Source organism: Streptomyces sp. 2-1 (assembly GCF_048564895.1).
GTDB lineage: Bacteria > Actinomycetota > Actinomycetes > Streptomycetales > Streptomycetaceae > Streptomyces > Streptomyces phaeochromogenes.
Map to the genome: position 1 here is coordinate 10661984 of NZ_CP183383.1, position 26866 is coordinate 10688849.

At 70.2% G+C, this 26866-nt stretch carries 25 protein-coding genes; 12 read left to right on the forward strand and 13 right to left on the reverse strand.

Features of this window, described 5'->3' with window-relative positions; all coding sequences use genetic code 11:
- Window positions 1–12: 12 nt before the first annotated feature.
- The 7 genes from ACN20J_RS46570 to ACN20J_RS46600 form a co-directional block, all read right to left on the reverse strand.
- Complete coding sequence (locus ACN20J_RS46570) at window positions 13–1992, reverse strand: protein kinase domain-containing protein (protein ID WP_419668418.1); 1980 nt, start codon at window positions 1990–1992, stop codon at window positions 13–15.
- 114 nt (window positions 1993–2106) lie between these two features.
- A complete protein-coding gene (locus tag ACN20J_RS46575) occupies window positions 2107–3264 on the reverse strand; it encodes an acyl-CoA dehydrogenase family protein (RefSeq protein WP_189842932.1) in 1158 nt (385 codons plus the stop codon).
- A 50-nt stretch (window positions 3265–3314) separates the two neighbouring features.
- Window positions 3315–3851 carry a DoxX family protein gene (locus ACN20J_RS46580; RefSeq protein WP_361989119.1) on the reverse strand — a complete coding sequence of 179 codons (537 nt, stop codon included), beginning with the start codon at window positions 3849–3851 and terminating at the stop codon, window positions 3315–3317.
- A complete protein-coding gene (locus tag ACN20J_RS46585; protein WP_361886933.1) occupies window positions 3848–4759 on the reverse strand; it encodes an SDR family NAD(P)-dependent oxidoreductase in 912 nt (303 codons plus the stop codon). The genes ACN20J_RS46580 and ACN20J_RS46585 overlap by 4 nt, the downstream gene beginning before the upstream one ends.
- 28 nt (window positions 4760–4787) lie before the next feature.
- On the reverse strand, window positions 4788–5942 hold the full coding sequence (locus ACN20J_RS46590) for a CaiB/BaiF CoA transferase family protein (protein WP_189842929.1): 1155 nt from the start codon (window positions 5940–5942) through the stop codon (window positions 4788–4790).
- Between the two features lie 77 nt (window positions 5943–6019).
- On the reverse strand, window positions 6020–6799 hold the full coding sequence (locus tag ACN20J_RS46595) for an enoyl-CoA hydratase/isomerase family protein (protein ID WP_189842928.1): 780 nt from the start codon (window positions 6797–6799) through the stop codon (window positions 6020–6022).
- Between the two features lies 1 nt (window position 6800).
- Window positions 6801–7556: an SDR family NAD(P)-dependent oxidoreductase gene (locus ACN20J_RS46600; protein ID WP_189842927.1), complete on the reverse strand. Its 756-nt coding sequence runs from the start codon at window positions 7554–7556 to the stop codon at window positions 6801–6803.
- A gap of 85 nt (window positions 7557–7641) precedes the next feature.
- On the opposite strand from ACN20J_RS46600, the gene ACN20J_RS46605 reads away from it, so the two are divergent.
- From ACN20J_RS46605 to ACN20J_RS46630, 6 genes are all read left to right on the forward strand, one after another.
- Window positions 7642–8784: an acyl-CoA dehydrogenase family protein gene (locus ACN20J_RS46605; RefSeq protein WP_189842926.1), complete on the forward strand. Its 1143-nt coding sequence runs from the start codon at window positions 7642–7644 to the stop codon at window positions 8782–8784.
- A 117-nt stretch (window positions 8785–8901) separates the two neighbouring features.
- Complete coding sequence (locus ACN20J_RS46610) at window positions 8902–10392, forward strand: aldehyde dehydrogenase family protein (RefSeq protein ID WP_419668419.1); 1491 nt, start codon at window positions 8902–8904, stop codon at window positions 10390–10392.
- A gap of 27 nt (window positions 10393–10419) precedes the next feature.
- Window positions 10420–12000 carry an AMP-binding protein gene (locus tag ACN20J_RS46615; RefSeq protein WP_419668420.1) on the forward strand — a complete coding sequence of 527 codons (1581 nt, stop codon included), beginning with the start codon at window positions 10420–10422 and terminating at the stop codon, window positions 11998–12000.
- A gap of 4 nt (window positions 12001–12004) precedes the next feature.
- Window positions 12005–13156 carry a thiolase family protein gene (locus ACN20J_RS46620; protein WP_419668421.1) on the forward strand — a complete coding sequence of 384 codons (1152 nt, stop codon included), beginning with the start codon at window positions 12005–12007 and terminating at the stop codon, window positions 13154–13156.
- Window positions 13153–13572, forward strand: coding sequence for a Zn-ribbon domain-containing OB-fold protein (locus ACN20J_RS46625; RefSeq protein ID WP_419668422.1), 420 nt, complete (start codon window positions 13153–13155; stop codon window positions 13570–13572). Before ACN20J_RS46620 ends, ACN20J_RS46625 begins: the two co-directional genes overlap by 4 nt.
- 17 nt (window positions 13573–13589) lie before the next feature.
- A complete protein-coding gene (locus ACN20J_RS46630) occupies window positions 13590–14339 on the forward strand; it encodes a FadR/GntR family transcriptional regulator (protein WP_419668423.1) in 750 nt (249 codons plus the stop codon).
- 28 nt (window positions 14340–14367) lie between these two features.
- Here ACN20J_RS46630 and ACN20J_RS46635 read toward each other — a convergent pair whose 3' ends face one another.
- Genes ACN20J_RS46635 through ACN20J_RS46645 form a run of 3 tightly spaced genes read right to left on the reverse strand, consistent with a single transcriptional unit; the run spans window position 14368 to window position 17371 of the window.
- Window positions 14368–15390, reverse strand: coding sequence for an LLM class F420-dependent oxidoreductase (locus tag ACN20J_RS46635; protein WP_419668424.1), 1023 nt, complete (start codon window positions 15388–15390; stop codon window positions 14368–14370).
- Window positions 15387–16571, reverse strand: coding sequence for an acyl-CoA dehydrogenase family protein (locus tag ACN20J_RS46640; protein ID WP_419668425.1), 1185 nt, complete (start codon window positions 16569–16571; stop codon window positions 15387–15389). The genes ACN20J_RS46635 and ACN20J_RS46640 overlap by 4 nt, the downstream gene beginning before the upstream one ends.
- A gap of 5 nt (window positions 16572–16576) precedes the next feature.
- Complete coding sequence (locus ACN20J_RS46645; protein ID WP_326726889.1) at window positions 16577–17371, reverse strand: enoyl-CoA hydratase/isomerase family protein; 795 nt, start codon at window positions 17369–17371, stop codon at window positions 16577–16579.
- Between the two features lie 126 nt (window positions 17372–17497).
- On the opposite strand from ACN20J_RS46645, the gene ACN20J_RS46650 reads away from it, so the two are divergent.
- On the forward strand, window positions 17498–18364 hold the full coding sequence (locus ACN20J_RS46650; RefSeq protein WP_419668426.1) for a crotonase/enoyl-CoA hydratase family protein: 867 nt from the start codon (window positions 17498–17500) through the stop codon (window positions 18362–18364).
- Window positions 18365–18613: 249 nt separating this feature from the next.
- Window positions 18614–20023, forward strand: coding sequence for a family 1 glycosylhydrolase (locus ACN20J_RS46655; RefSeq protein ID WP_419668427.1), 1410 nt, complete (start codon window positions 18614–18616; stop codon window positions 20021–20023).
- Here ACN20J_RS46655 and ACN20J_RS46660 read toward each other — a convergent pair.
- Both ACN20J_RS46660 and ACN20J_RS46665 read right to left on the reverse strand, forming a co-directional pair.
- On the reverse strand, window positions 20002–20502 hold the full coding sequence (locus tag ACN20J_RS46660; protein WP_190229837.1) for a MaoC/PaaZ C-terminal domain-containing protein: 501 nt from the start codon (window positions 20500–20502) through the stop codon (window positions 20002–20004). The genes ACN20J_RS46655 and ACN20J_RS46660 overlap by 22 nt on opposite strands.
- A 55-nt stretch (window positions 20503–20557) precedes the next feature.
- Window positions 20558–21379 carry an enoyl-CoA hydratase/isomerase family protein gene (locus ACN20J_RS46665; RefSeq protein WP_359724392.1) on the reverse strand — a complete coding sequence of 274 codons (822 nt, stop codon included), beginning with the start codon at window positions 21377–21379 and terminating at the stop codon, window positions 20558–20560.
- 109 nt (window positions 21380–21488) lie between these two features.
- On the opposite strand from ACN20J_RS46665, the gene ACN20J_RS46670 reads away from it, so the two are divergent.
- Genes ACN20J_RS46670 through ACN20J_RS46685 form a run of 4 tightly spaced genes read left to right on the forward strand, consistent with a single transcriptional unit; the run spans window position 21489 to window position 25166 of the window.
- The gene (locus ACN20J_RS46670; RefSeq protein WP_419668428.1) at window positions 21489–22607 is read left to right on the forward strand and encodes an acyl-CoA dehydrogenase family protein; all 1119 of its coding nucleotides are present in this window, start codon (window positions 21489–21491) and stop codon (window positions 22605–22607) included.
- Window positions 22608–22627: 20 nt separating this feature from the next.
- Window positions 22628–23857, forward strand: coding sequence for an acyl-CoA dehydrogenase family protein (locus tag ACN20J_RS46675; RefSeq protein ID WP_190229834.1), 1230 nt, complete (start codon window positions 22628–22630; stop codon window positions 23855–23857).
- On the forward strand, window positions 23854–24402 hold the full coding sequence (locus tag ACN20J_RS46680; RefSeq protein WP_190229833.1) for a nuclear transport factor 2 family protein: 549 nt from the start codon (window positions 23854–23856) through the stop codon (window positions 24400–24402). Before ACN20J_RS46675 ends, ACN20J_RS46680 begins: the two co-directional genes overlap by 4 nt.
- Entirely contained in the window at window positions 24402–25166 is a 765-nt protein-coding gene (locus ACN20J_RS46685; RefSeq protein ID WP_419668429.1) for an SDR family NAD(P)-dependent oxidoreductase, read from the forward strand. Before ACN20J_RS46680 ends, ACN20J_RS46685 begins: the two co-directional genes overlap by 1 nt.
- A gap of 40 nt (window positions 25167–25206) precedes the next feature.
- On the opposite strand, the gene ACN20J_RS46690 is transcribed toward ACN20J_RS46685, so the two are convergent.
- Entirely contained in the window at window positions 25207–25533 is a 327-nt protein-coding gene (locus ACN20J_RS46690; RefSeq protein ID WP_419668430.1) for a GYD domain-containing protein, read from the reverse strand.
- Between the last annotated feature and the right edge of the window lie 1333 nt (window positions 25534–26866).

A 26866-nucleotide genomic window follows, 5' to 3' on the forward strand; every position in this document is an offset into this window, starting at 1 on the left:
GTCGACGCCGCGTCAGGACCAGTTCCACGCCTGGTTGGTGTTGCCCGCGCAACCCCAGCCCTGCACCCTTTGACCGTCCTGGCCGGAGGTCTCGGCCTCCGCGTCCAGGCAGAGGCCGTTCGGGACGCCGACCAGTGCTCCGCCGCCACCGAGCCGCCATCTCTGGGCGCTCTTCCCGTCGCAGTTCCTGGCCCGGATCTGCTGGCCGTTCTGGCTCCCCGTGCCGGAGTCCAGGCAGAGGTGGCTGCCCTGGTTGACGACGAGGTACTGGGAGTCCTGACCGGACACCCGGTACAGCGCCCACTTCTGGGTGGCCGTGCCCTGGCATCCCCACACCTGTGCGTCCGGCTCGCGGATGTCGAGGCACCGGGCGACCGACGCCCCATTGACGCTCTGGGTCACCGTGACCGAGCCGGCCTTTACCGGCCCTGGCGGCTTGCCGTACAGCAGCTTCTTGGTCGTCCCGCCGACCCTCCCGTCGACGGTGATGCCGGCCTCGCTCTGGAGAGCCCTGACCGCGGTGCCCGTCGCCTCCCCGAACCGCCCGTCGACGGTGACGCGCCGGCCGTGCCCTACGAGCAGCATCTGCAGTGCCTCGACGCAGACGCCCTGGGATCCCGACGTGATCTCGGCGGGACAGGGGGCGGTCCGGATGTCCAGCGTCGCGGGATCCCGTGAGCCCCCGCCGCTGGGGGACTTCTCCGCCGCCTGGTCGGGGCCCGTCTTCGACGGAGTGGCCGTGGGCGCCTTCTGTGAACTGGTGGGCACCGAGACCGGGTTCTCCGTCACGGCCGACGACGCCTCCGGCCCGGGGCCGGCCGAGGGTGCGGTGTCGCCCTGCCGCAGAAGGGCGACGGTGATGCCCCCGGCGACCAGGACGCCCGCCAGGGCAGCGGTGCCCGCCATCAGTTTTCTGCGTTTCCCGGGCGTCGGCCTTCTGCGCCTTCCGGGCGTCGGCGCGGCAGGGGCGACGGACGCGACAGAGCTGGTGGAGGAGGGATCCACGGGCGGGGCCGCGGCGAGGACGGCGGGCTGTCCGGTGTGCGGTGGAGCCCACTTGGGGGCGGACCGGGGAGGCTGCCCGTCCGGGGCCGGCAGCTGGTGCCCGATGGCGGTCCTGAAGACCGCCTCCGGTAATGGGCGGCTCAGAGGATCCTTGTCCAGACAGGCACGGATGAACTCGGCCAGTTCCGTATCGACGGCCGCCACCTTGGCGAGGACTTCCTCCCGCGGCGGTTCGAAGGCCACCCGGTGCAGGACGTCGACACCCGTTCCCTCGCCGAACGGCGCCCGCCCGGTGACGGCGAAGGCGAGGGCGGAAGCCAGCGCGAAGATGTCCGAGGCGGCGGTCACCTCGTTGCCCCTGACCTGTTCCGGGGACATGAAGGCGGGCGTGCCCACGTTCTGGCCCGTGACGGTGATCGAGGCGCCGTCGGTGGCCTGGACGACACCGAAGTCGATGACGCGAGCACCGTCGGCCGCCAGGATCACATTGGACGGCTTGAGGTCACGGTGGACGATCCCCGCGCGCCAGATGGCTTCGACCGCACGCCCCATGTCGGCCATCAGCCGCCAGGCCACCGTCGCGTCGATCGGCCCGCGCGCGGTGACGACTTCGTCGAGCGTCGGCCCCGGGACGTACTCGGTGGCCACCCACACCAGGTCCTCGTCGAAGCCACTGCCCAACAGCCGTACGATGTGCGCCCCCTGGACACGGTCCAGCGCACCGACCTCGCGCTCGAAGCGCTTTCGGAAAAGGGGATCCTCCGCGTATTCGGACCGGATCACCTTGACCGCGGCCATTCCCGTCCCGCCGACGGTGTCCCGGCCCAGATAGACCCGGCCCATCCCGCCGCTGCCCAGCCGTGACATCAGCACATAGGGGCCGACCCGTGCGGGATCGTTCTTCCGGAGCGGGACCGGGGCCGGCGGGTCCATGCCGACCGCCGCGTAGGCGAGCGCGACGGACCGGTTGAGCTGGGGGTCAGTCATGGTGGATCCCGGTCTCTCGCGTGACATGTGCGACGAGCGCGGCGTGCGCGACTGACGTCGGTCAGCGGGAGACTATCCCAACATCCTTGCGAAAATGGCGAGTTGGTGTTCGATTCAACCTTGTGTCGCACTTCCCAGCAGCGCCTTCGCGATGATCACCTGCTGCACCTGGCTCGTGCCCTCGTAGATACGGAAGAGACGGGCGTCGCGGTAGAAGCGCTCGACGGCGACCCCGCGCATATAGCCCGCGCCGCCGTGGATCTGCACCGCGCGGTCCGCGACCCGCCACACCATCTCGCTGGCGAAGTACTTCGTGCAGGACGGGCCGATCTTGGTGTCCGTACCCGCGTCGAAGGCGCGGGCGGCCTCCAGGACCGTGGCGCGTCCGGCGTAGTAGTCGGTCATCGAGTCGGCGACCAGGCCCTGGACCAGCTGGAAGGAACCGATCAGCCTGCCGGACTGGCGGCGGGTGCCGGCGTACTCGACCGACTCGTGGACCAGCCGCTCGGCCATGCCCACGCAGAGCGCAGAGATGTGCACCCTGCCGTGCGCGATGCAGCCCATCGCCGTGCCGAAGCCCCGGTTCAGGCCGTCCTCGCCACCGACGAGCGCGGACGCCGGTACCCGTACGTCGTCGAAGAACACATCCGCCGTCCAAGCGCCGAACTGGCCCATCTTGTGGTCCTTCGGAGCCACGGTGAGGCCCGGCGTACCGGCCGGCACCAGGAACGTGGAGATCCCACGCGTGCGTGGCGCGTCGGGGTCGGTGCGGGCGAAGACCATGAAGACGTCGGCGAGCGGAGCGTTGGTGATGTACCGCTTGGCGCCGTTGATCACCCACTCGTCGCCTTCCCGATGGGCGCGCGTGGTCAGCGTCGACGGGTCGGACCCGGCCTCGGGCTCGGTGAGCGCGAACGACGCCAGTACGTCACCGGAGGCGATCCTCGGCAGCCACTCGGCCTTCTGCTCCTCCGTGCCGCCGACCATGAGGACATGACCCGCGATGCCGTTGTTGGTCCCGAACATCGACCGCAGGGACGGGGTCGTGTAGCCGAGCTCGAACATGAGCTGGGCCTCCTCGTACATCGACAGCCCCAGCCCGCCGTACTCCTCGGGCAGCGCGAAGCCGAACAGGCCCATCTTCTTGGCCGCCTCGCGGATGTCCGCGGGCATCTCGTCCTTCTCGTCGATCTCCGCCTCGAGCGGCACGACACGCTCCCGGACGAAGCGCCGGACCTCGGACAGCACCGCGCTGAAGTCAGCCGCGTCCATGTCGACTCCCTGATAGTCCTGATAGCCCTGGTTGTAATCAGTGATCTGTTTCAGTGATCTGTTTGTGTCTCGTCCGGCTTCCGCTCCGGCCGGTAACACACGGCCAGCAGTGCGGCGGCGCTCGCCGTGCCGATGCCCGCGGCCAGCAACGCGGGCCCCACACCCGCGCGTTGGCGTCGCAGCAGCCCGTCGAGCGAGTACCTGCCGTTGCCCAGCGCCGCCAGTGCGACGGCCGCGCCGCCCACGACACCGACGTACTCCCAGCCGCCCTTGAAGACGAAGAAGCCCTTGCCGCGGTGATCGGTCCGGGCCGCCACGGCCATCAGGCCGACGGCTGCCGCCGCCGGGAGGGGGTTGGCCGCGCCCAGGGTGATGCCCACGCCCGCCGCCATCTCGGTCCCGGCGGCCATCCGGGCGTGCACCTCGGGCGGCTTCAGGCCGAGTGCCTCGAACCAGCCCGTCGTGCCCTTGAGCCCGCCCGGCCCGGCGACCTTGTTCCAGCCGTGCGCGAAGAGCATCGGGCCGAGCGTCGCGCGCAGCACGAGTGCGGCGACGTCGTGGCCGCCCCGGCTGCCTCGGGCCTTCACTGGCCCACTCCGGTGGCCCGGCCGGCGGGGGCGACCCCGTACAACTGCGGCACGGCGTCGACGAGTTCGTCGTACGTGAGTGCCTCGCCGGACCGGCTGGGGTGGACGCCGGCGACGGTCCAGCCCTGCAGGCGGTTCAGCCGGTTGCCCTCGATGCGCAGGACCTGGCCGGTCAGCCAGGCCGAGGTGTCGGAGGCCAGGTAGACGACGACACCGGAGGCGTTGGCGGGATCGCGCGGATCGAAGCCGTCGACGGCCTGGAGGGACGCGCCGACGTCCAGCCCGTCCGTCATCCGCGTGGCCGCGATCGGTGACACGGCGTTCGCGGTGACGCCGTACCGGCGCATCTCCAGGGCGGTCAGGACGGTGAGCCCTGCTATCCCGGCCTTCGCGGCGCCGTAGTTGGACTGGCCCTGGTTGCCGAACAGGCCGGTCCCGGACGTCGTGTTGATCACGCGGCCGGCGACACGCTCACCCCGTTTCGACGCCTCGCGCCAGTACGCGCAGGCGTGCCGCGTCAGCGCGAAGGTGCCCTTGAGATGCACGGCGATCACCGCGTCGAACTCGGCCTCGCTCATCGAGAACAGCATGCGGTCGCGCACGATCCCCGCGTTGTTCACGACGATGTCGAGGCGGCCGAACTCCGCGACGGTGTCCGCGACCATGGTCTCGGTCGCAGCCCAGTCCGTCACCGAGGCGTGGTTGGCGACGGCCCGGCCGCCGAGCTTGGTGATCTCGGCGACGACGTCGTCGGCGGGGGAGTCGCCCGTCCGTTCGCCGTGCACGCCGGAGCCGAGATCGTTCACCACCACGGTCGCGCCGGCCTCGGCGAGCGCCAGGCAGTGCGCGCGCCCCAGCCCTCTCCCGCCGCCGGTGACGATGGCGACCTTGTCGTCGAGGATGCCCACGCCGTACCTCCTGAGCAGATCTGTCGGGTCAGTTGAGTTCGCGGAGTACTTCGTCGGTGTGCTCGCCGAGTGTCGGCGCGCCCCCGCGTGGCTTGTCGTCGACGCCCCAGAAGGCGACGGGTGTCGCCACCGTCCGCAGCATCGGAGCGTCACCCATGCCGGGCTGTTCGACGAACGCCCCGACCGCCTCCGCCTGCGGATCGGCCGACACCTCCGCCAGGGTCTGCACGGGCGCCCACCACACGCCCTCGGCGTCGAACCGCTCCGCCCACTCGTCCAGCGGGCGCCGCGCGAACTCCTCGTCGAACACGGCGATCAGCTCGCGTACGTGGCCACGCCGGGCCTTGCCGGACGCGAACCGCTCGTCCGTCGCCAGGTCCTCGCGGCCCAGTGCCTTGACGACGCCGGGCCAGTGGCGGTTGCCCTCGAGACCGACCAGCCAGAACCAGCGGTCGTCGGAGGCCCGGTAGGAGTTGTAGAGCGGGGACTCGTGCTCGGTGCGGTGTCGGGTACGCCCGCGCTTGCCGAAGAAGTTCTGCAGGGCCAGGTCGTTGCCATTGGCGTACGTGCCGGAGCGGAGCAGCGACACGTCGACCACGCCGCCCTCACCCGTGCGACCTCTCCGCAGCAGGGCGGCCAGCACCCCCGCCACCAGGTTGGACGCCGCCGTACGGTCGCCGAGGCCGGGGCGGATGCCGGGCGGCGGCTCTCCGGCCGGGTTGAGCATGGCGGCGATGCCGGGCCGGGCCCAGAAGGCGGAGACGTCGTATCCGGCCCGGTCGCGCTCGGCGCCCGTCCAGCCGTAGCCCGTCAACGTGCCTATGACCAGGCGGGGATGGCGGGCGCTTAGCTCGTCCGGTGCCAGGCCCAGGCGTTCCAGGGCGCCGGGGCGGAGATTGGTGACGAAGACGTCGGCGCGCTCCAGCAGCCGCTCCAACGCGTCCTTGCCCTCGTCCGACCGCAGGTCGAGGACGATCCCGCGCTTGCCGCGGTTGTCGGTCTCGAACGGGGGCGCGCTGTCGATGTCCTGACCGACGTGCCGGAGGGTGTACCGGTTGGGGTCACCGGTCGGAGCCTCCACCTTCACCACATCGGCGCCCCAGTCGGCGAGCATGGTGGCAGCGGCAGGCGCCGCCACCCACATGCCCAGCTCGACGACGGCAATGCCCTCCAGTGGCCGCACGGTCCACCACCTCCACACCGGTTCGGATCAGTCGGGATCAGTCAGGGATCTGTCGGGTGAGTCGTCCGGGACGCCCGCTACCTGCCGCGGAAGTCTCCTGGGCGGCGCTCGCGGAAAGCCTTGAGCCCCTCGGCCCGGTCCTCGGTGGAGAACAGCACGGAGACGGTCTCGCGCTCGTACGCGATCGCCGTCTCCAGGTCCATGCCGAGCCCGTGGTCGATCAGCCGTTTGCCCGCCGCGAGCGCCAGCGGTGCCCCGGCCGTCAGCGTGGCCGCCAGCGCTTCGGCGGCGGCGAGTGCTCCGCCGCGCTCGGTCAGTTCGTTGACCAGACCGAGCTGCCAGGCCCGTTCCGCGTCGATCGGCTCGCCGGTGAGGATCATCTGCTTGGCGATCGCGGGAGGCAGCAGTCGCGGCAGCCGCTGTGTGCCGCCCGCGCCCGGCAGAACGCCGAGCTTCATCTCGGGCAGGCCGAGCCGCGCACCCCGCTCAACGACCCGCAGGTCACAGGCGAGCGCCAGCTCGAGACCGCCGCCGAACGCGAACCCGTGGACGGCCGCGACCGACGGCTTGGGGAATTCCTCCAGAAGCGCGTACACATCGGTCAGGCGCTCCACGAAGGCTCGGAACTGCCCGGGTGCCGTGAACGACTCGATCTCGCTGATGTCGGCCCCGGCCGAGAAGGCGCGGCCCGCTCCCGTCAGGACCAGGGCGCGGACGTCGTCGTTGTCGCGTACGTCGTTTAGTGCCTGTGCGAGCCGGTCGACCGTTTCGGAGCCGACGGCATTGAGCTGTCCGGGCCGGTCCAGGGTCAACACGGCGAGTCTGTCGCGGAGTTCGACGTTCAGCACGGTGCTCACCTCAGACCATCGTGAGGCCGCCGCTGACCGAGAGCGTCTGCCCGGTCATGTAGGCGGCGTCGTCGGACGCGAGGAAGGCCACCACTCCGGCGATCTCGGTGGGCCGGGCGACGCGGCGCAGCGGGATCGCCCGCACGGTCGCGTCGTACATCTTCTGGCTGTACTCGGCGACCTGGCCGAGCAAGGCGGTGTCGGTCGGCCCCGGACAGACGCTGTTGACGGTGATGCCGTGCCGGGCGACCTCGCGGGCCAGTGCCTTGCCGAAGGCGATGACCCCGCCCTTCGTGGCGGAGTACACCACCTCGCCGGACGAGCCGACCCGGCCGGCGTCCGAGGCGATGAGGACGATCCGGCCGCCGCCGCGCTCGGTCATCGAGTCGAGCACGGCCCTGGTCATGGTGAGGGTGCCCCGCAGATTGACCGCGATGATCCGGTCCCAGGTCTCCTCGGTACTGTCGACGAAGCGGCCGATGACGTCGACGGCCGCGTTGTTGACCAGGATGTCCACCGGGCCGAGTTCGGCGTTCACCAGCTCGACGGCCGAGCGCACGGCCACGCTGTCCGAGATGTCCACGCCGACGCCCGTCGCGTGGACGGAATGCCGTTCGGCGAGTCCGGCGGCGACCTTCACTGCGGCCTCCTGGTCCAGGTCGCAGACAGCGACCGAGGCCCCCTGGGCGGCGAGTCGGTCGGCGATCGCCTCGCCGATGCCGCGGCCCGCTCCGGTGACGAGTGCCACCTTGTCCCGTACGCTCACGCGCCCTCCCTCGCCCAGCCACCGATACAGCGCTATCGTATAACTACTTCAGCTAAATAAGCGAGATGCATGAGTGGAGTCGAGCATGCGCCGTACGATCTTCACCGCGGAGCACGAGCTGTTCCGGGACACCGCCCGCACCTTCTACCTGCGTGAATGCGCCCCGAACACCGAGCGGTGGGAGCGGGACGGCCAGGTGGGCAGGGCCGCGTGGGCGGCCGCGGGCAAGGCCGGGCTCATCGGCTGGCAGTTCCCGGAGGAGTACGGCGGGCAGGGGATCTGGGACTTCCGCTACAACGCCATCATGGCGGAGGAGATGGCCGCCACCAGCTCGGTCGGCATCGGCCTCGGGCTGCAGAACGACGTCATTCCGCCCTATCTGATGCACCTCACCACCCCGGAACAGAAGGCCCGTTGGCTGCCCGGAGTGGTCAGTGGCGAGACCATCTGCGCGCTCGCGCTGTCCGAGCCGGCCGCCGGGTCCGACCTCAAGGGCATCCGCACCACCGCCCGCCGGGACGGCGACGAATGGGTCATCGACGGCTCGAAGACCTTCATCACCAACGGCATCCTGGCCGACCTGGTCATCGTGGCCTGCAAGACCGACCCGGACGCCGGGCACAAGGGCATCAGCCTGATCGTCGTCGAGCGCGGCACCGAGGGTTTCGAGCGCGGGCGCAAGCTGGACAAGGTCGGGATGAAGGCCCAGGACACCGCCGAACTGTTCTTCCACGACGTCCGCGTCCCCGTCGAGAACCTCATAGGGCAGGAGGGGCGCGGTTTCTATCACATGATGGGCAACCTCCCCACCGAGCGGCTGGCCATCGCCGTCTCCTCGCTCGCCGCGGCCGAGCGCGCCTACGAGCTGGCGCTGGAGTACGCCAAGACCCGTACGGCCTTCGGGCAGCCGATCGGACAGTTCCAGGCGAACCGGTTCGCCCTCGCCGACATCAAGGCCAAGCTGGGCGTCGCCCGGGTCTACGTGGACGGCTGCATCATGGCCCTCTTCCAGGGCGAGCTGACCCCCGAAGAGGCGGCCGCGGCCAAGTACTGGACCTCGGAGACCGGCTGGGAGGTCATCGACCGCTGTATGCAGCTCTTCGGCGGCTACGGCTACGTCAACGAGTACGAGATCGCCCGCATCTGGCGGGACAGCCGGGTCCAGCGGGTGTTCGGCGGGACCTCGGAGATCATGCAGGAGATCATCGGGCGGTCGCTCGGACTGTGAGCCCGTGGGGCGGGACGTGCTCCAGTCATTGCTTCAGTCATTGACTACCTTGGCTAAATAGGTTAGCTATTTAGCCTGGATGCGCGGACGGCGCCGGACGGTTTCAAGGAGGCATCCGTGGTCACGGTCGATGTGAAACTGCACCAGGACAGAGCCGAGCACGATCTGCCGCAGCCGAGGCTGGTCATCGGCGGCAAGGACATCACCGACACCAGCGGTGGCCTCTACGAGCACAGGAATCCGGCGACCGGCCTGGTCCAGGCGCTCATCCCCCTCGCGGGTGCCGCCGAGGTGGACCGGGCCGTGGCCGCCGCCCGCCAGGCCTTCGAGGTGTGGGGCACCATGCGCTTCGCCGAGCGCCGCCGACTGCTCACCCGCTTCGCCCAGCTGCTCCGGGACCACATCGCCGACTTCGCCGCGATCTGCCCGCTGGAGAACGGCGTCTGCATCGGCGGCTGGGCTTCGAGCGTCGGACCGCACGTCGCCGAGTGGACCGAGTACTACGCCGGCTGGGCCGACAAGATCGAGGGCATGGTCGGCGCGGCCTACAGCCCGCACGAGAACGTCGAATACACCATCGCCGAGCCCTACGGCGTCATCGGCCACATCATCACCTGGAACTCGCCCGCCCTGTCGCTGGCGATGAAGGTCCCGCCGTCGCTCGCCGCCGGGAACACCGTGGTCATCAAACCGGCCGAGTCGACACCGTTCTCCGCGCTGCTCTTCGCCGATCTCGCCCGAGAGGCGGGCATCCCCGACGGTGTGATCAACGTCGTCACCGGGCTCGGCGACGCGGGCGCCGCCCTGGTGACGCACCCCGGGGTCGACAAGATCTCCTTCACCGGCGGACCCGCCACCGCGCGCCGCATCATGGCCGACGCGGCCCTGAGCCTCAAGCCCGTCGTGTTCGAGCTGGGCGGCAAGTCTGCCAACCTGCTCTTCGCCGACACCGACCTGGACACCGTCGTGCCGTACTGCGCCGCCTTCGCCATGAGCAACACCGGGCAGGGCTGCGCGCTGCCCACCCGGCTGCTGGTCGAGCGGCCGGTCTACGACGAGGTCGTCGCGCGCGTCACCGGGGTCGTGGCCCACCTGCCCGTCGGCGATCCGCTCGACCCGACGACGTACATAGGACCCCTCATCAACGAAGCCGCCCGCGACCGGGTCCAAGGCGTGATCGACAAGGCCGTCGAGGGAGGCACGGGCCGACTCGTGTTCGGCGGTGAACGCATCGACTCCGACGGCTACTTCGTGTCCCCGACGATCTTCGCGGACGTCGACAACCGCAGCGACCTCGCCCAGCAGGAGATCTTCGGCCCGGTCCTGGCCATCACCCCGTTCGACACCGAGGACGAGGCGGTAGCCCTGGCCAACGACAGCGAGTACGGCCTGTCCGCCTACATCCAGACCCGTGACATCGCGCGCGTCAACCGCCTGGTGCCGCGTCTGAGGGCCGGCACCGTCTACGTCAACCCCGGGCCGAATCCCATCACTTCGCCCGCCACGCCCTTCGGCGGCGTCGGCCTCAGTGGATTCGGACGGGAAGGCGGCAAGGCCGGCCTGGAGGAGTTCATCAACGTCAAGGGTGTCGGCATCGGCCGCGTCTGACCCTCACCTTCCGAAGCCTTTGGAGCCATGAGCATGCATTCCGCCCGCCGCATGACGCTCGGCGACATCATCCGCGAGCACCGAAGGTCCTTCCCCGACGGCGTCGCCCTCGTGGACGGCGAAGTCCGGCTGACCTGGCCCGAGTTGGACGAGCGCACCAACCGGCTCGCCCACGCCCTCACGGATGCCGGGGTCGGGCCGGGCGACCGCATCCTGTGGCTGGGACAGAACTCCTTCCGGATCTGGGAGCTGCTCGGTGCCGCGGCGAAGACCGGAGCCATGGTCTGTCCCGGGTACTGGCGGTGGGCAGCCCCCGAAATGGCGTTCGCGGTCGAGGACTTCGACCCCAAGGTCGTCGTCTGGCAGGACGAGGAGATCGGCGACACGGTCGGCAAGGCGCGGGCCGAACTGGGCAGCGACCACCGGGCGTTGTGGCTGCGACACGACACCGAAGGCCCCGAGTCGTACGAGTCCTTCCTGGCCTCCGGATCGCCCGAGGACCCGTCCATCGACGTCGACCCGGACTCCGCGCTCCTGGTCATCTACACCGCCGCGATCACCGGACGGCAGTCCGGCTCGATGCTCTCGCACCGCAACCTGCTCGCCATGGGTACGAGCAGCGCCTGGATGGGCGACATCGGCCGGGAGGCCGCCTTCCTCGGCGCCGGACCGATGTTCCACATCGGCAACTACCAGTTCTGGGGCGTCCCGGCCTTCGTCCACGGCGGCAAGAACGTCATCGTCCGCCGCGTGATCGCCGAGGAACTGCTCCCGCTGCTGGCGGCGGAACAGTGCACCCACGCGTATCTGATGCCCCCGACCATCGCGCAGCTCGTCGCCCTGAACCGCGAGGCAGGCCACGACCTATCCCATCTGCGGGCCAGCGTCGCCGCACCCCTGTGGCAGGGCACCGTGCCGACCGACCAGAGCCGCTTCACCCGCAACGGCGGTGGCGAGGGCCGTGGCTACGGGCAGACCGAGGTGACCGGGTTCGCCGTGACCGGCGCCCACGGCGGCTCGGGCACCGGCAACGCGGGACGCCCGGGACCCTTCAGTGCCGTACGCATCCTGGACAGCACCGGCGAGGAGTGCGCGATCGGCGAGGCCGGCGAGATCTGCGTCCGCGGCGACCTCGTGCACCTCGGCTACTGGAACCGGCCGGAGATCAACGAGGAGCGTTTCCGCTTCGGCTGGTGGCACACCACCGACCTCGGACGGCGTGAGCCCGACGGCACGATCAGCTTCCTCGGGACGACGACCCGCATGCTCAAGTCGGCGGCCGAGAACATCTTCCCCGCCGAGGTGGAGAACTGCGTCGAGTCCCATCCCGCGGTGAAGGAGGCCGCCGTGATCGGCGTGCCCAACGAACGCTGGGCCCAGGACGTCAAGGCCGTCGTGGTGCTCCGGGAAGGCGCCGACCCGGTCACGGCGGCGGACATCGTCGAGCACTGCCGGTCGCGCATCGCCTCGTACAAGAAGCCGAAGACGGTGGAGTTCGTCGAGGCCCTGCCCCGCACCAAGGACTTCGCCAAGGACTACGAGGCACTCGACGAGCGGTTCGGCGGTGGCGGCTATCCCGGCGGCGACACGCTGGGCGCGGGACGGTGACCTCGTGAACGACCGCGTGCCCGTGGTGGTCGGCGTCCACGCCACCGAACAGGCGCTGAGCCTCCCCGACCGTGACGCCATGGATCTCGCCCTCGAAGCGGTGTCCGGAGCGATCGCCGATGCCGGGCTGACCCCGGCGGACGTCGACGGAGCCCAGGTCGACTGGCCAGGCCCCGGCGGCGTACCCGGCGAAGGCAGCTCATGGGCCCGCATGCTCGGCAGGGACCTGCGCTGGACCAGCGACTCGATGCTGGACAACGCGGGCTCCCGGGGCCTGCTGAAAGCGGCGGCGGCCGTACGGGCCGGACTCGCGGACACCGTCGTGGTCGGCGGCTGCAAGCTGGTCGCCCGCGGGGCAGGCCCCGTCGGGGCCGGTGTACCGCTGGAGTTCGCCGACGTGTGGGGCAGCTACGTGGTCGCGCAGTTCGCGCTGGTCGCGGCACGGCACATGCACGAATACGGCACCACGGCCCGCCAGTTGGCCGAGGTCGCCACGACGATCCGCAACAACGGCACGACCAACCCCGAGGCGATGATGTACGGCCGCGGCCCGTACACCGCCGACGACGTGCTCGCCTCCCGCATGGTCGCCACACCCTTCCACCTGCTGGACTGCTGCATCGTCGGCGAAGGCGGCGCCGCACTCGTGGTGACCACCGCCGAACGAGCCCGCGACCTGCCCCACCCGCCCGTCGCCGTACTCGGCGGAGGCATGGAGTACCACCAGGCCGCGTACGCCAATCCGGCGCTGCACTGGGAGGTCGGGCAACTCGGCCGCGACGCCGCCGCCCGCGCCTACGCGATGGCCGGCATCGGCCCCCACGACGTGGACGTGTTCTCCCTCTACGACCCCAACTCCTTCGAGATCATCAGGCAGTTGGAGATCCTCGGCCTGTGCGGCGAGGGGGAGGGGGGACCGCTGGCAGCCAGTGGCGCCATCGCCGTCGGCGGCAAGCATCCCGTCAATCCGGACGGCGGCTGCCTGGCATACGCGTGGAACGGGACGCAGCAGATGACACTCAAGGTCGTCGAGGCCGTGCGCCAGTTGCGCGGCAGCGCGGTGCACCAGGTCGAGGGCGCGGAGCTGGCGGTCGTCGGCAACGCCGGATCCGGGGCGCAGCACTACGAGATGAGCGTGCTGGGGAGGACCCGATGAGCCGGCCCGTACCCGTCCCCACCCCGCTGTCCCGGCCGTTCTGGGACGCAGCGAGTCGTGGAGACCTGGTCGTGCCCTGCTGCACGAGCTGCGGCCTGCGCTTCTTCGTGCCCGAACCCGCCTGCCCCGGCTGTATGTCCCGGGACTGGCGGTACGTGCCCAGCACGGGCCGCGGGACCGTCTACTCAGTGACCGTCGTTCACCGGGCGCCCGGCCCCGGCTTCGACACACCCTTCGCGCTCGCCGTGATCGACCTCGACGACGGCGCGACCCTGCTCTCGCACGTCGACGCCGGTGATCCGGACGACGTCGTCATCGGCATGCGCGTACGCGTGGATTTCCGGCCGTACACGGACGCGATCACGCTCCCGTACTTCGTGCCGGACACGAGACATGAGCGACCGACAACCGAATGAGCGTGGAGGTGGGCGCGGTGACGAACACGCCGGTACGGGTCCCCAAGATGGCCGAGCTGGTGGCGGCACAACTGCGCCGCAAGATCGTGCGTGGGGAGCTGACTGAGGGGGAGGCGCTGCCGGCCGAGACGGCGCTGATGGAGGAGTTCGCCGTCTCCAGGCCGACGCTGCGCGAGGCGTTCCGGGTACTGGAGTCGGAGTCGCTGATCAGTGTGCGCAGGGGAGCCAGGGGCGGGGCGCGCGTGCAGATCCCGGAGGGCACCGTCGCCGCCCGCTACGCCGGAGTGGTCCTCGAATACCGGGGTACGACCCTCAAGGACGTGTACGACGCCCGTACGGTCATCGAGGCGCCGTGCGCCGGGCTGCTCGCCGAGCGGCGCACGGACGAGGACCTGGAGCGACTGCGGGCCGCCGTCACCGAGGCCGAGGCGCTGATGGACGACCCGTCGGCCTTCATCCGTGCCCACATGGAGTTCCACGCGCTCGTCGTGGAACTCGCGGGCAACGAGACGCTGAGCGTCCTCAACGGCATGGTCCGGCACATCATCGACCAGGCGAACTGGTCCCACGTCGACCTCGACGCCGGCAGCCCCGAGAACATACGGGCCAACCGCCGCGGCTTCCGCGCCCATGGCGCGCTCGTCGAGCTGGTGGCCGCCCGCCGGGCCGAGGCCGCCGAGGAGCTGTGGCGCGTCCACCTCCAGGAGGCCGAGGACTATCTGCTGCAGAGCAGGTCCATGACGACGGTCCTGGACCTGCTCGGCTGACAGACGGTGACCGACTGACAGACAGCCGTCAGCTGCCGTGCAGTTCCTGCACGATCGGCTCCCACACCTCGGCGTCGATCTCGTACGCGGTGTAGAAGGACACCCTGTCGACCAGCGCCCCGTACCGGCGGTGGATCTCGGCCGCCACGCGCTCCGGCTCCGCCACCACGGCGAAGGTGTGCAGTACGTCGTCGTCGACGAGCCCGCCCATCGCCTCCCACTTGTCGGCGCGGTCCGACTTCGACAACGCGTTGAGCTCGTCGCCGAGTTCACCCCAGCCGTGCAGTTCCAGGACACCGCGGTAGGCGGGCGTGCTGCCGTAGAACGCGATCTGGCGCCGGGTGCCGTCCACCGCGCGGGCCAGCTCCTCCTCGGTCCGGCCGGTCGCGGTCAGCAGCAGATGGGAGACGGAGAAGTCGCCGCGCGTACGGCCCGACTTCGCGAGCCCGGCCTCGACGGTCGGGAGCGTGACCTCCCGCAGATACCGCTCGGTGGTGAAGCCGTGCGCGAGAAGTCCGTCCGCCACCTCGCCCGCCACCCGGGTCATCGCCTCCCCGACGGCGGCCACGAAGACCTGGGGCGCGCCGCCAGGAGCGGGAGGGGGAGAGAAGAACGGGGACATCAGCGTGTGCGTGTAGAAGTCGCCGCGGAAGTCCAGCTTCTCGCCCTCGTTCCAGGCGGCCCAGATGGCACGCAGCGCACTCACGTACTCCCGCATACGGGCCGCGGGCCGGCTCCAGGGCATGGCGAAACGCCGCTCTATGTGCGGCTTGATCTGACTGCCTAGGCCCAGCACGAAGCGTCCGCCGGAATAGGTCTGCAAGTCGTGGGCGGTGTACGCGAGTTGCATGGGCGAGCGGGCGAAGGCCACCGCAATGGCCGTACCGACCTCAAGCCGGTCGGTGTGCTCGGCCGCCAGCAGCAGCGGCAGGAAGGGGTCGTGCTTGGACTCCGAGGCCCACAGGCCGTCGTAGCCGGCCTTCTCGTGGTGCCGGGCCTCCTCGACCACCTCGGCGGTACGCCACACGTTGAGCTTCCCGTCGACCTTCATACCGCTCCTCCGACCACGTTCGTACCGCTGTCCAACCCGATGCGCTGTGCGAGCAGTTCCCGGTGGTACGCCGGATCGCCGAACAGCAGTTGTGATGTCTTGGCCCGCTTCAGATACAGGTGGGCCGGGTGCTCCCAGGTGAAGCCGATGCCCCCGTGGACCTGGATGTTCTCCGCCGTCGCGTGCAGACAGACATCGGAGCAGAACGCCTTGGCCAGGCTTGCCACGGCGGGCAGTTCCGGGTCCTCGTTCTCGGCCGCGAGCAGCGCGTAGTGCGCGGCGGCACGGGCCGACTCCACCTCCAGCAGGACGTCCGCCAGGAGGTGCTTGACGGCCTGGAAGGAGCCGATGGGCCGCCCGAACTGGTTCCGCACCTTGGCGTACTCCACCGCCATGTCGAGCGCGCGGGAGGCCACTCCGACCTGCTCGGCGGCGAGCGCCACAGCGGCCCGGTCGAGCACCTCCGACACCAGGTCCCAGCCGTCGCCACCGCTCGTACGGAGCCGGGTCGCCGGTACGTCGTGATACTCGAGGTGTGCCTGCCTGCGGGTGGGGTCCATCGTGGGCAGGGGCTCACGGGTCAACCCGGCCGCGTCGCCGTCCACCCAGAACACGCCGATGCCTTCGCCGGTACGGGCCACGGTGAGGACGACATCGGCGGCGGCGCCGTCGAGCACGAACATCTTGTGCCCGGTCAGCAGCCAACTCCCCGCCGACTCACGGGCGGTGAGCCGGATCCCCTCGGCGTCCCAGCGGGTGGGGGCACCTCCCGGACCGCCAGGGCCTGGGGGAGAGCCCTCGGTCAGGGCCAGCGTCCCGACCAGCTCGCCGGAGGCAAGGCCGGGCAGCAGCCGCTTGCGGGCGTCCTCGTCGTCGCAGCGCAGGAGCGTGGTGGTCGCCAGCACGGCCGAGGCGAGAAACGGCGCGCACAGCAATGCCCGACCCAACTCCTCCATCACCACGCCGACTTCGACCGGCCCGTACCCCGCACCGCCGTACTCCTCGGGGACGGCAAGCCCCTGGAGACCGAGCTCCGTTCCCATCCGACGCCACAGTGCCCGGTCGAAGCCTTCCGGGGTCTCCATCAGGCGCCGCATCTCGGTCTCGGGGGAGGTGTCCGCGAGGAACGCCCTTACCGTGCGCCGCAGTTCCTCCTGCTCCTCACTGAACGCGAAGTCCATGCCCCTCAGCCCTTCTCCGTGGCCCGGTGACGGCCGCGCGACGCGATGATCTTCTCCACGACGGCGATGTGGTCCGGGTCGTGCATGGTGTCCCGCTCGGCGAGCAGGGCAGGCTCCAGCACGCTGGTCAGGGCCTGCTCCAGGTGCAGGTTCACCGCCCGCTTGGTCTCGCGCAGCGCCCGCGCGGGCAGGGCGGCCAGCCGTCCGGCCAGGTCCATGGCCTCGTCCAGCAGCTTGTCCTTCGGTACGACGCGGTTGGCGATGCCCAGCCGGACGGCCTCCTCCGCGCCGACCCGGTCGCCGAGGAACAGCAGCTCCTTAGCCCGGGTCAGGCCGACGAGCAGCGGCAGGATGAGTGCCCCGCCGTCGCCCGCGACCAGCCCTACCTGGACGTGCGGGTCGGCGAGGTAGGCGTCGTCGGCGATCAGCACGAGGTCGCTCAGCAGAGCCAGGCTGCAACCGAGGCCCACAGCGGGCCCGTTGACCGCCGCGATCACCGGCAGTGGGCAGCGGACCATGCCGGTGATGATCCGCCGGGCCTCGTCGACGTTCCGCTCCCGGAAGGCCCGGTCGCGCTGGACCCGGGTCATGATGTCGAAGTTGCCCCCGGCGCTGAACGCCCGCCCGCGACCGGTGAGTACGACCACTCGCGCCTCCGGGTCGTCGGCGAGCGTGCCCCACACCGACGCGAGAGTGGAGTGCAGCTCCTCGCTCATCGAGTTGAGCTGTTCCGGCCGGTTCAGCTCGATCAGCCGGACCGCCCCGTGGGAGGTCACCACCAGATCCGCCGGATCAGTCATGTCCGCACCACCGCAATCCATCAATGAGTCAGTAGAGTGTAATGCTATAACTAATTAAGCTAACTGGGAACCGGTCGCAGGGTGACGAGGCCGACCGCGGGGCGACGAGGCTGACGGAGGACGGACATGCCGGAGCAGGAGTACGAGACCGTGCGGGCCGAGGTGGCGGACCGGATTCTCACGGTCACCCTCAACCGGCCGTCGAGGCTGAACGCCTTCAATCCGCAGATGATGCGCGACCTGCTGGACGTCCTGGACGCGGCCGACGCCGACGACGAGGTGCGCGTGGTGGTGGTGACCGGTGCCGGTCGCGGGTTCTGCGCGGGCGCCGACGTCAGCTCCGGCGGCTCGTCCTTCGACCACCGCAAGGCTGGCGCCTGGCACCGGGACACCGGCGGCCGGGTCGCGCTGCGAATCTACAACAGCAACAAGCCGGTGATCGCGGCGGTCAACGGCCCGGCGGCAGGCGTCGGGGCCAGCATGACCCTGCCCATGGACATCCGGTTGGCGTCGACCTCGGCCAAGTTCGGCTTCGTCTTCGCACGCCGCGGCATCGTGCCGGAGTCCGCCGCGAGCTGGTTCCTGCCGCGGGCCGTGGGCATGCAGCGGGCCATGGAGTGGGTGGCGACCGGCCGCGTCTTCGGCCCCGACGAGGCATTGGCGGCTGGGCTGGTCCGCTCCGTCCACCCGCCGGAGGAGCTGCTGCCCGCGGCGTACGAACTCGCCCGTGAGATCGCCGAGAACACCTCGGCGATCTCGGTCGCGCTGTCGCGCCAGATGATGTGGCGGATGCTCGGCGAGTCCCACCCGATGGCCGCGCACCGCCTCGACTCGCGGATCATGAGCCAGATCGGCGGCGGCCCGGACCCGGTCGAGGGCGTCGAGTCGTTCCTCGCCAAGCGGCCGCCCGAGTTCCCCGGCAGGGTCAGCAAGGACATGCCCGCCGTCTACCCCTGGTGGCAGGACGAGGAGTTCCGGCCCTTCGGGGAGTAGCACCGATCCTCGACGATCCCCGCGACCGGATCATGGCCGAAACGCCACTCTGCCCCACAGTCCGGGACGGCCGCGAGATCACCGACACCGGCCTCGACAGGCCCGACAAGGGCCGAGTGGTCGTCCGCTGGCGCCTTACGAATTGATGAGATCTGTCCGAAACATTGTCGTAGTTTCCCTGAAGTGTTAGCGTCCGCACGGCGTTCATTCAGTTGAATGCGTTAAACCATTACGCCCTGGACGGTGACCATGAGCGATGGTTTCCTGTACGAGTCCTTCCGTGGTGTCGACTGGGGAGTCGCCACGGCGGACACCATCGCGGCCCCGCCGCCGCCCCCGCCCGAGCGCGGCGGGCACTTCCGGCAGTGGACCGACGACGTCCGGCAGCTGGTCGGTGTCACTCCCGACGCGCACCGGATGGTGGCCGGCTGGCCACGGCTGCAGCATGACGGCCCCGGCGCCTGGGACCGGCAGGCCCTGGACCGCTGCGACCGCTCCCTCGACTCGCTGCTCGAACTCGGTCTGAAGCCCGGGCTGACACTGCTCGACCGGTCACTGCCGCCCTGGCTGGAGGCTTCCGGCGGCTGGCTCGCCCGTGACACCGCCGAACACTTCGCCGCCTTTGCCGCCGAACTGGGCCGCCGCTTCGGCGACCGCGTGACGCGCTGGATCACCTCCACCGACCTGGCTGGACCCACACTCGCGGACCATGTGGCCGGGATGTACACACCGGGCCGGGGAATCGGACGCGCGGGCCTGTCCACGGTCCACCACATCCTGCTTGCCAATGGACTCGCGACCCAGGCACTGAGGGCCGCCGGTGCCGGCGGCCGCATCGGCACCACGGTCACCCTCGTCGGCGGCTACCCGGCCACCGACGACCCCTTCGACCGCCTCGCCCTGGAACGCCTGGAGAGCTGGACCAACCGCCTCTTCCTGGACCCCATGCTGCTCGGCGAGCACATGGTCACCGAGGACGACGTCTCACCGGTCGAGGCCACCGGCTGCGTACACCCCGGCGACCTGGAGATCATCGCCACCGCCCAGGACATGCTGGGCCTCTCCTGGCACACGCCCTTCCGTGTCACCGCACCGGAGAACCTGCCCCACGTACTGCCGGCCGACAAGTGCCTGGGCACCCTCAACGAGGTGAACCGCCTGCTCGTCGGCCTCGGGTTCGCGATCACCCCGTTCGACGACGTGGAGACGACTGCGTACGGATGGCCCCTCGTCCCCGAGGCGCTCGCCGACGCCGTCGCGGACCTCCACGACCTGTACGGGGAGTTCCTGCCCCCGCTGTCCGTCATCGACAACGGCATGGGCGATCTGGACCTGGTCGACGAGACGGGACACAGCGACGACACCCGGCGCCGAGCACTGCTGCGCGCCAGGCTCACCTGGCTGGGCAGGGTGATCGCACGCGGCGTGCCCGTCTGCGGCTACGAGTACTGGTCGGTGCTCGACAACCTGGAGGCGAAGTTCCGCTACACCCGCCTCTACGCGATGGCGGTCCCGGACCACGAGCCCCCACCGCGCCCGCCGATGCCCTCGGACTGGGTGCGTGGAGGGGCGTTCGCGGGCCCGGTCCCGTCCGGTGCAGTGGCCGGCCTGACTCTCGTGCCGACCGGGCCCCGCGCTCAGAGCGTCGGAGCCCCGTAGTCCCTGCCCCGGATCAGTCGCACCGGGGTGTAGACGAGCACGTCCTCGTCCCGCTGGTTGCGTACGGTGATCCGGCTGGTCACCACGCCCCGGCCGGGCTTGCTGGAGGGGCGGGAGTCCGTGGTCTCGACGACGGCGTACAGCGTGTCGCCGACGTACACCGGCCCCTGCACGGTCAGCTCCATGTGCAGGAAGGCGAGGCCCGTGCCGTGCAGCACGTTCGTCTGGAGTACGAGTCCTTCGGCGATGCAGTACGTCAGCGCCCCCGGGACCAGCCGGCCCGTGTAGCCGCCGTCCGCGGCGTGCGAGGCGTCCCAGAAGAGCGGCTCGTTGAAGCCGCCCCAGGTGATGAAGTTGACCAGGTCCGTCTCGGTGACGGTGCGGCGGGCGGTCCGGAAGACCTGGCCCTTCGGCATGTCCTCGTACGTCATCCCCCTGACCAGCGGCGGGATCTCGGTGGCTGTGTGCTCCGATGTCATGGTGGGCTCCTCATGCGTTCGTGGGCGTGTGTGGGTGTCCGTGGACGCCCGCCGGTCAGAGGTCGATCGGGTGCTTGTCCGCCACGCCCTCGAAGTCAGGGGCGCGCTTCTCGCGATGGGCGGCCAGCCCTTCGACGACCTCGTGCCCGCCGAACCCGAAGAACTCCAGACCCAGCGACGCCTCGAAGATCGGCTGGGCGGTGCGGTACCAGTGGTTGAGGGACCGCTTGGTCCAGCTGATGGCGCTGGCGGGCCCGGCGGCCAGCGCGGTCGCCACCCGCAGACCCTCCGCGTGTACGTCCTCGTCGTCCACGCACTTCGACACCAGGCCGATGCGCTCGGCCTCCTCGCCGGTGAGCGTCTCGCAGGTCAGCAGGTAGTACTTGGCCTTGGCCATACCGCACAGCAACGGCCAGCAGATGGCGGCGTGATCACCGGCAGCGACCCCGAGCCGAGTGTGCCCGTCGACGATCTTCGCCCGGCGCCCGGCGATGGAGATGTCCGCCAGCATGCCGACGACCAGCCCGGCGCCGACGGCCGGGCCGTGAATCGCGGAGACCACAGGCTTGGAGCAGTTGATCACCCCATACACCATGTCCCGAGCCTCGCGCATGACCCGGGCCCGCACCGCGTACTCCTCGGTCAGGGCATCGATGGAATCGAAGGTCCCGCCGGCCGAGAACGCCTTGCCCGCTCCCTGGACCAGCACCGCGCGCGTCTGCTCGTCACGGTCCACGACCGCCCAGACATCGGCGAGCTCGCCGTGCATCCGGGGATCCACGGCGTTGAGGTTCGGGGCGTCGAGCACGATACGGAGCACGCCGGACGCGGGCCGCTCGAACGTCAGGCTCGTGAACTGGTCGTATAGATCGGTCACGTCGCGCTCCTGGTGTATTCAGTGCGGATACTATAATTATCTAACTGTATCGAGGGGTGGGCTAGCAAGCGGTCGGCAACCGCTTCGCACCGAGGACGGGAAGCGCGGCATGGATCTCACCTTCAGCGAGGAACAGGACGAACTGCGCAAGGTCGTACGGTCGTTCCTCACCAAGCACGCCACGGAGGCCGACGTGCGCCGCCTGGCCGCGGACCCGAGCGGGTACGACCCGGTCGCCTGGCGGCGGATGGCCACGGAGATCGGCCTGCAGGGACTGGCCGTGCCGGAGAAGTACGGCGGCTCGGGCTTCGGCTACGTCGACCTGGGCGTCGTCTTCGAGGAGACGGGCCGCGCGCTGCTGTGCGCGCCGTACTTCGCCACCGTCGCCCTGGCCGCCGAGACGCTGCTGTGCTGCGACGACGAGAGGGCCCGCGGCGACCTTCTTCCCGGTATCGCGTCCGGCGAGACCGTGGCCACGCTCGCGCTCACCGAGGAGAGCGGCCGGTGGGACGAGGCGGCGATCCGGCTCACCGCCCATGACGAGGCGGGCGGTTGGCGGCTGACCGGCATGAAGACGTACGTCCTCGACGGACACCTCGCCGACCTGCTCCTGGTCGCCGCCCGCACCCCCTCAGGCATCAGCCTGTTCGCCGTCGAGTCCGGGGCGCCGGGCCTCGCCCGCACGCCCCTCCCGACCCTCGACCAGACCCGCAAGCAGGCGCGGGTGGAGTTCACGAACACCCCCGCCCGTCTGCTGGGCTCCGAGGGCGCCGCCTGGCCGGCCCTCGAACGCACCCTCGCCGCGGCCTCCGTACTGCTGGCCGCCGAACAGGTCGGGGGAGCGGTCGCCGCGCTGGACGCCGCCGTGGAGTACGCCAAGATCCGTGAGCAGTACGGACGGCCCATCGGCTCGTTCCAGGGGATCAAGCACAAGTGCGCAGACATGCTCGTCGAGATCGAGTCTGCCCGCTCGGCCGCGTACGGCGGACTGTGGGCGCTGGACGCGGGCGACGAGGTGGAGACCGCGATCTCGGCGGCCCTCGCCCAGGCGTTCTGCTCGGAGGCCTTCACGAAGGTGGCCGGCGACAACATCCAGGTCCACGGCGGCATCGGCTTCACCTGGGAGCACCCCGCGCACCTGTACCTCAAGCGGGCCAAGAGCTCCGAGGTGCTGCTCGGCACGCCGTCGTACCACCGGGAGCTGCTCGCCGCCCGGCTAGGCATCTGATCATCGGCAAAGGAGCTGGCATGGAGCTGGACTTCGGGCCCGCGGTACGCGACTTCCGCGACGAGCTGCGGGACTGGCTGGCCGAACACCTCGTGGGGGAGTTCGCCGAGCACCGGGGCGTGGGCGGCCCGACCGACGGGGCGGCCTGGGACATCCGCCTCGCCTGGGACCGCGAGCTGGCGGTCGGGAACTGGCTCGGTGTCGGCTGGCCGCAGGAGTACGGCGGACGGGGGCTGGGGCTCATCGAGGAGATCGTCTTCGAGTACGAGTACGCCCGCGCGAACGCCCCCTACCGGGCCACCGGCAATGCCCTCGACCTCCTCGGACCGATGCTCCTGTCGATGGGCAGTGAGGCACAGAAGAAGCGCTTCCTGCCGCCGATCCTCTCCGTCGAGGAACTCTGGGGGCAGGGCTTCAGCGAGCCGGGCGCCGGCTCCGATCTGGCCTCCGTACGCACGCGGGCCGAGCGGGACGACGGGGGCACCTCCGTTGAGGGCACCTCCCGCCCGAGCGGAGTGGAGAGCGGGGGAGAGTGGGTGGTCAACGGGCAGAAGGTGTGGACATCCTTCGGCGTCCACGCCGACTGGCTCTACGTCCTCACGCGCACCGACCCCGACTCCCGGCGGCACAAGGGGCTGACGATGCTGCTCGTCCCGGCCGACCAGCCGGGCGTGGAGATCCGGCCCATTCGCAACCTCGCGGGCCAGGACGAGTTCGCCGAGGTCTTCCTCTCCGACGCACGCACCGACGCCGACATGGTGGTGGGCGAGGTCGGCCAGGGCTGGCGCACGGCGATGGCCACCCTCGGCATCGAACGCGGCACCACCCTGCTGCCCCAGCAGCTCACCTTCGAGCGGGAGGCCGAGGCCCTGATCGGCCTGGCCCGCGAGCGGGGCGCGCTCGACGACCCGATGCTGCGCCGCCGGATCGTGGACGCCTGGATCTCCGTACGCATCATGCGCACCACCAACCTGCGGACCATCGCCGAACTGACCGCGGGCCGCCAGCCGGGACCGCAGGCCACCACGGCCAAGCTGTACGCCTCGACCCGGCACCAGCAACTCGGCCATCTGGCCATGGAGTTGGCCGGACCCGCCGGGCAGATCGTCGGCGAGGACTACGGCCTGGACACCCGGCAGCGCTCCTTCCTGCTGTCACTCGCGGAGACGATCTACGGCGGGTCGAGCGAGATCCAGCGCAACATCATCGGGGAACAGCTCCTCGGCCTGCCGAAGGAGCCCCGGCCATGAGCGACGCCGCGGATCAGCAACTGCGGGGTGCGGGAGGGTCCTTGGAGGACCGCATCGACCGCGTCGAGTCGCACCTCGCCATCCAGCAACTGCCCATCCGCTACGCGCTCGCAGTGGACGCCCGCGACCTAGACGCCTGGGCCGGCTGCTTCCGGCCGGACGTGGAGATGGGCCGGCACGGCCGGGGCCGGGAAGCGCTGCGGGCGTACATCGAGCCTCTGGTCCGTGGCTTCCGCCGCTCGGTGCACCAGATCTGCGGCCACCGCATCGAGTTCACCGACCGCGACACGGCGACCGGTGCCGTCTACTGCCGTGCCGAGCACGAGGTGGGGGACCGGTGGATCGTGATGGCCATCTGCTACCGGGACGACTACGCGCGCGTGGACGGCGAGTGGTACTTCTCCCGCCGCCGCGAGCAGCACTGGTACGCGGCCGACGTGACCGAGCGCCCCCAAGCCGTGGGCTTCAACGGCTGGGAGGGGTCCGGAGAACCGGCGCTGCCGGACGCCTTTCCCTCATGGGCGCCCTTCTGGAAGGACATGTGATGCAGCGAGGCACACGGCTGGCCGGGAAGACGGCTCTGGTCACCGGCGGAGGGCAGGGCGTCGGCCGCGGCATCGCGCTCGCGCTGGCCGCCGAGGGGGCGGCCGTGGTGATCACCGGCCGCACCGAGAGCAAGCTCAAGGACACCGCCGGAGAGATCGCCGAGCGTGGCGGCAGGGCGCACCTCGTGGTCGGCGATGTGGGCGAGCGCGGCGACGTCGACCGCATGGTGGCCGAGACGGTACGGGAGTTCGGCGGGCTCGACGTGCTCGTCAACAACGCCCAGTCCTCGGTCCAGTGCCGGCTGGAGAAGACGTCCTACGAGGACGTCGAACTCACCTACCGCAGCGGGCCGTTGGCCGTGTTCCATGCGATGCAGGCGGCCCTGCCCCATCTCAGGGACAGCCGCGGAAGCGTCGTGAATCTCGGCTCCTCTGCCGCCGTACAGGGAGAGGTGACCTTCGCGGCCTACGCGATGGCCAAGGAGGCAATCCGGGGGCTGACCCGGGTTGCCGCGCGGGAGTGGGGTGCGTACGGGATCCGCGTGAACGTCGTCTGCCCCGCGGCGCTCAGTCCGGCGGCGGAGGAGTATCTGGCCGCGCACCCGCAGAAGGCCTCCGAACTCGCCCGCGAGATTCCGTTGGGCCGGCTCGGCGACCCGGAGGCGGACATCGGCCGCGCGGTCGCCGCGCTCGTCAGCGATGACATGGTGTATCTGACCGGGGCGACGCTGATGTTGGAGGGGGGCCGGACGTTGATCGGGTGACCTGGTGTCCGCGGTGATTCACGGCCGGCCACCTGGACCGTTACGAGCCGGGGGCCCGGTACTGGATTTGGCCGGCTTTGCGCAGGGCGTCCATGGTCTCGTCAATGGTCAGGAGAACGGTCGTCTCGAACGAGCTGAGTGCGCCGCCTCCGCTGATCGACAGGGCGACCGCGGCCATGGAGACGTTGTCGGGGGCTTCCCACAAGTTGTAGCCGTCACGGGTGCCGAACGCGTACCAGAAGCCGTGTAGCTTGCCGCCGACGGACTCGATGTACGACTGAGCGGCCTTTGCGCGATCCTCGGGGTGGCCGATGAGCCTCGCCCAAGTCTCCGGCGTGTAGCTGAACCTCGATAGATAGAGCGGCATCATGTCTCCCTTTCGTCCCAGCAAGGGATGCCCCACAGGGTGTGATACGCCCCCGAGGCCGCGCGCGTTTCCCCCGAACGGCCGGGATGATGACCGGCACGGCCACTGCCGTGAGCGACCCCGCCCGCATCGGAACCACAGCATCGAAGCCCTCAGCTCGGGAAGCTCGGATGCCGTGTGGGTGGGAAGGTGGCTGACCTGCGGCGGAACGATGGCGGCACCTGATGCCCACGGCCTGCACTCCCCGGTGTTCCCCATGGCCTCCCGCACAACCTGGCACGTGTCTGGCACGTGTGCCTGGAGTGCCGGTCGCAGGAACAAGAGCGTTGTCAGTGGCGGCTGTTAGCTTCCGTGGCAGAGATGAGCCGGTTCGCTGTTCTCACCGAGGAACACGGCGGCCAAGGGGGGTGGCCGGACAGGGGTCTCCGGACCAGCAGGTCCCGGGACGCCGAATGGCTCCGCACCCACCCCCCTCACAACCTTCTGTTCCGTAGCTCTAGACAGATCGGTCAGCGACAGTGATTCCGGTCGGTCAGCGGTCCCCGGGGAGGCACTACAGGACGGGGTCGGTTGCTGCGGTTGAGATACCACGCTGCTGTAGCGCCGGCCGGACTGCCGGTCACTCCTGACCTACCCCTCGACGTTCTTGAACGCGTTCAAAAAGGTGTCACTATGCGCAATGCCCATCGTGGTCACCTCTCCTTGGCACCGACTCGGCCGTGTCGGCTTGTGCATCGCTGATGCCGTCGGTCGCTACCTGCTGATCTGGGTGGCGGCGTGGCTCGTCTACGCCCTGACAGCTCCCCGCCAGCACGAGCTTGTGTCCTACCTGCCTCGCACCCGCTCGTACTGGGAGGACACCGCCTACTACCTGCCAGAACTTCGTGGCGCTCCTCTTTGTCCCAGTCCTGGCGCAGGTGGCCTTCGCGCTCTGGCTGATGCCGGTTCCCCTGGTTCGCTTCCCCGTGAAGGCCGAGGACTGATTGCCCAGGCGGGCGCGCGCCGAGTGGTGGCAGATGGACAGGCTTTGCGGATCGACATGCATGGCCCCGGCTTCCCTGCGGGTTGAGCGCCCCCAACGTCACTGGGCCACCAAGGGTGACGGCGTCCTCACTCCCGGGCGAACTCCGCGACTCCCTGTCACGCACAAAACAACGGCCGTGCAAGGCAAGTCGGGCTTGGGTTCTTTCGGTACGGCCCCCACGGGCTGCCGGCATGGGCTTGAGGGCCTACCGGGGCTTCGGGATGTCCTCATGCATGTGTGTGCTGCGGCCGATGGACTGCCGGTCGGCCGAATGCCGCGTGCGCCCGCACGGATTGCCGCGCCCGGACA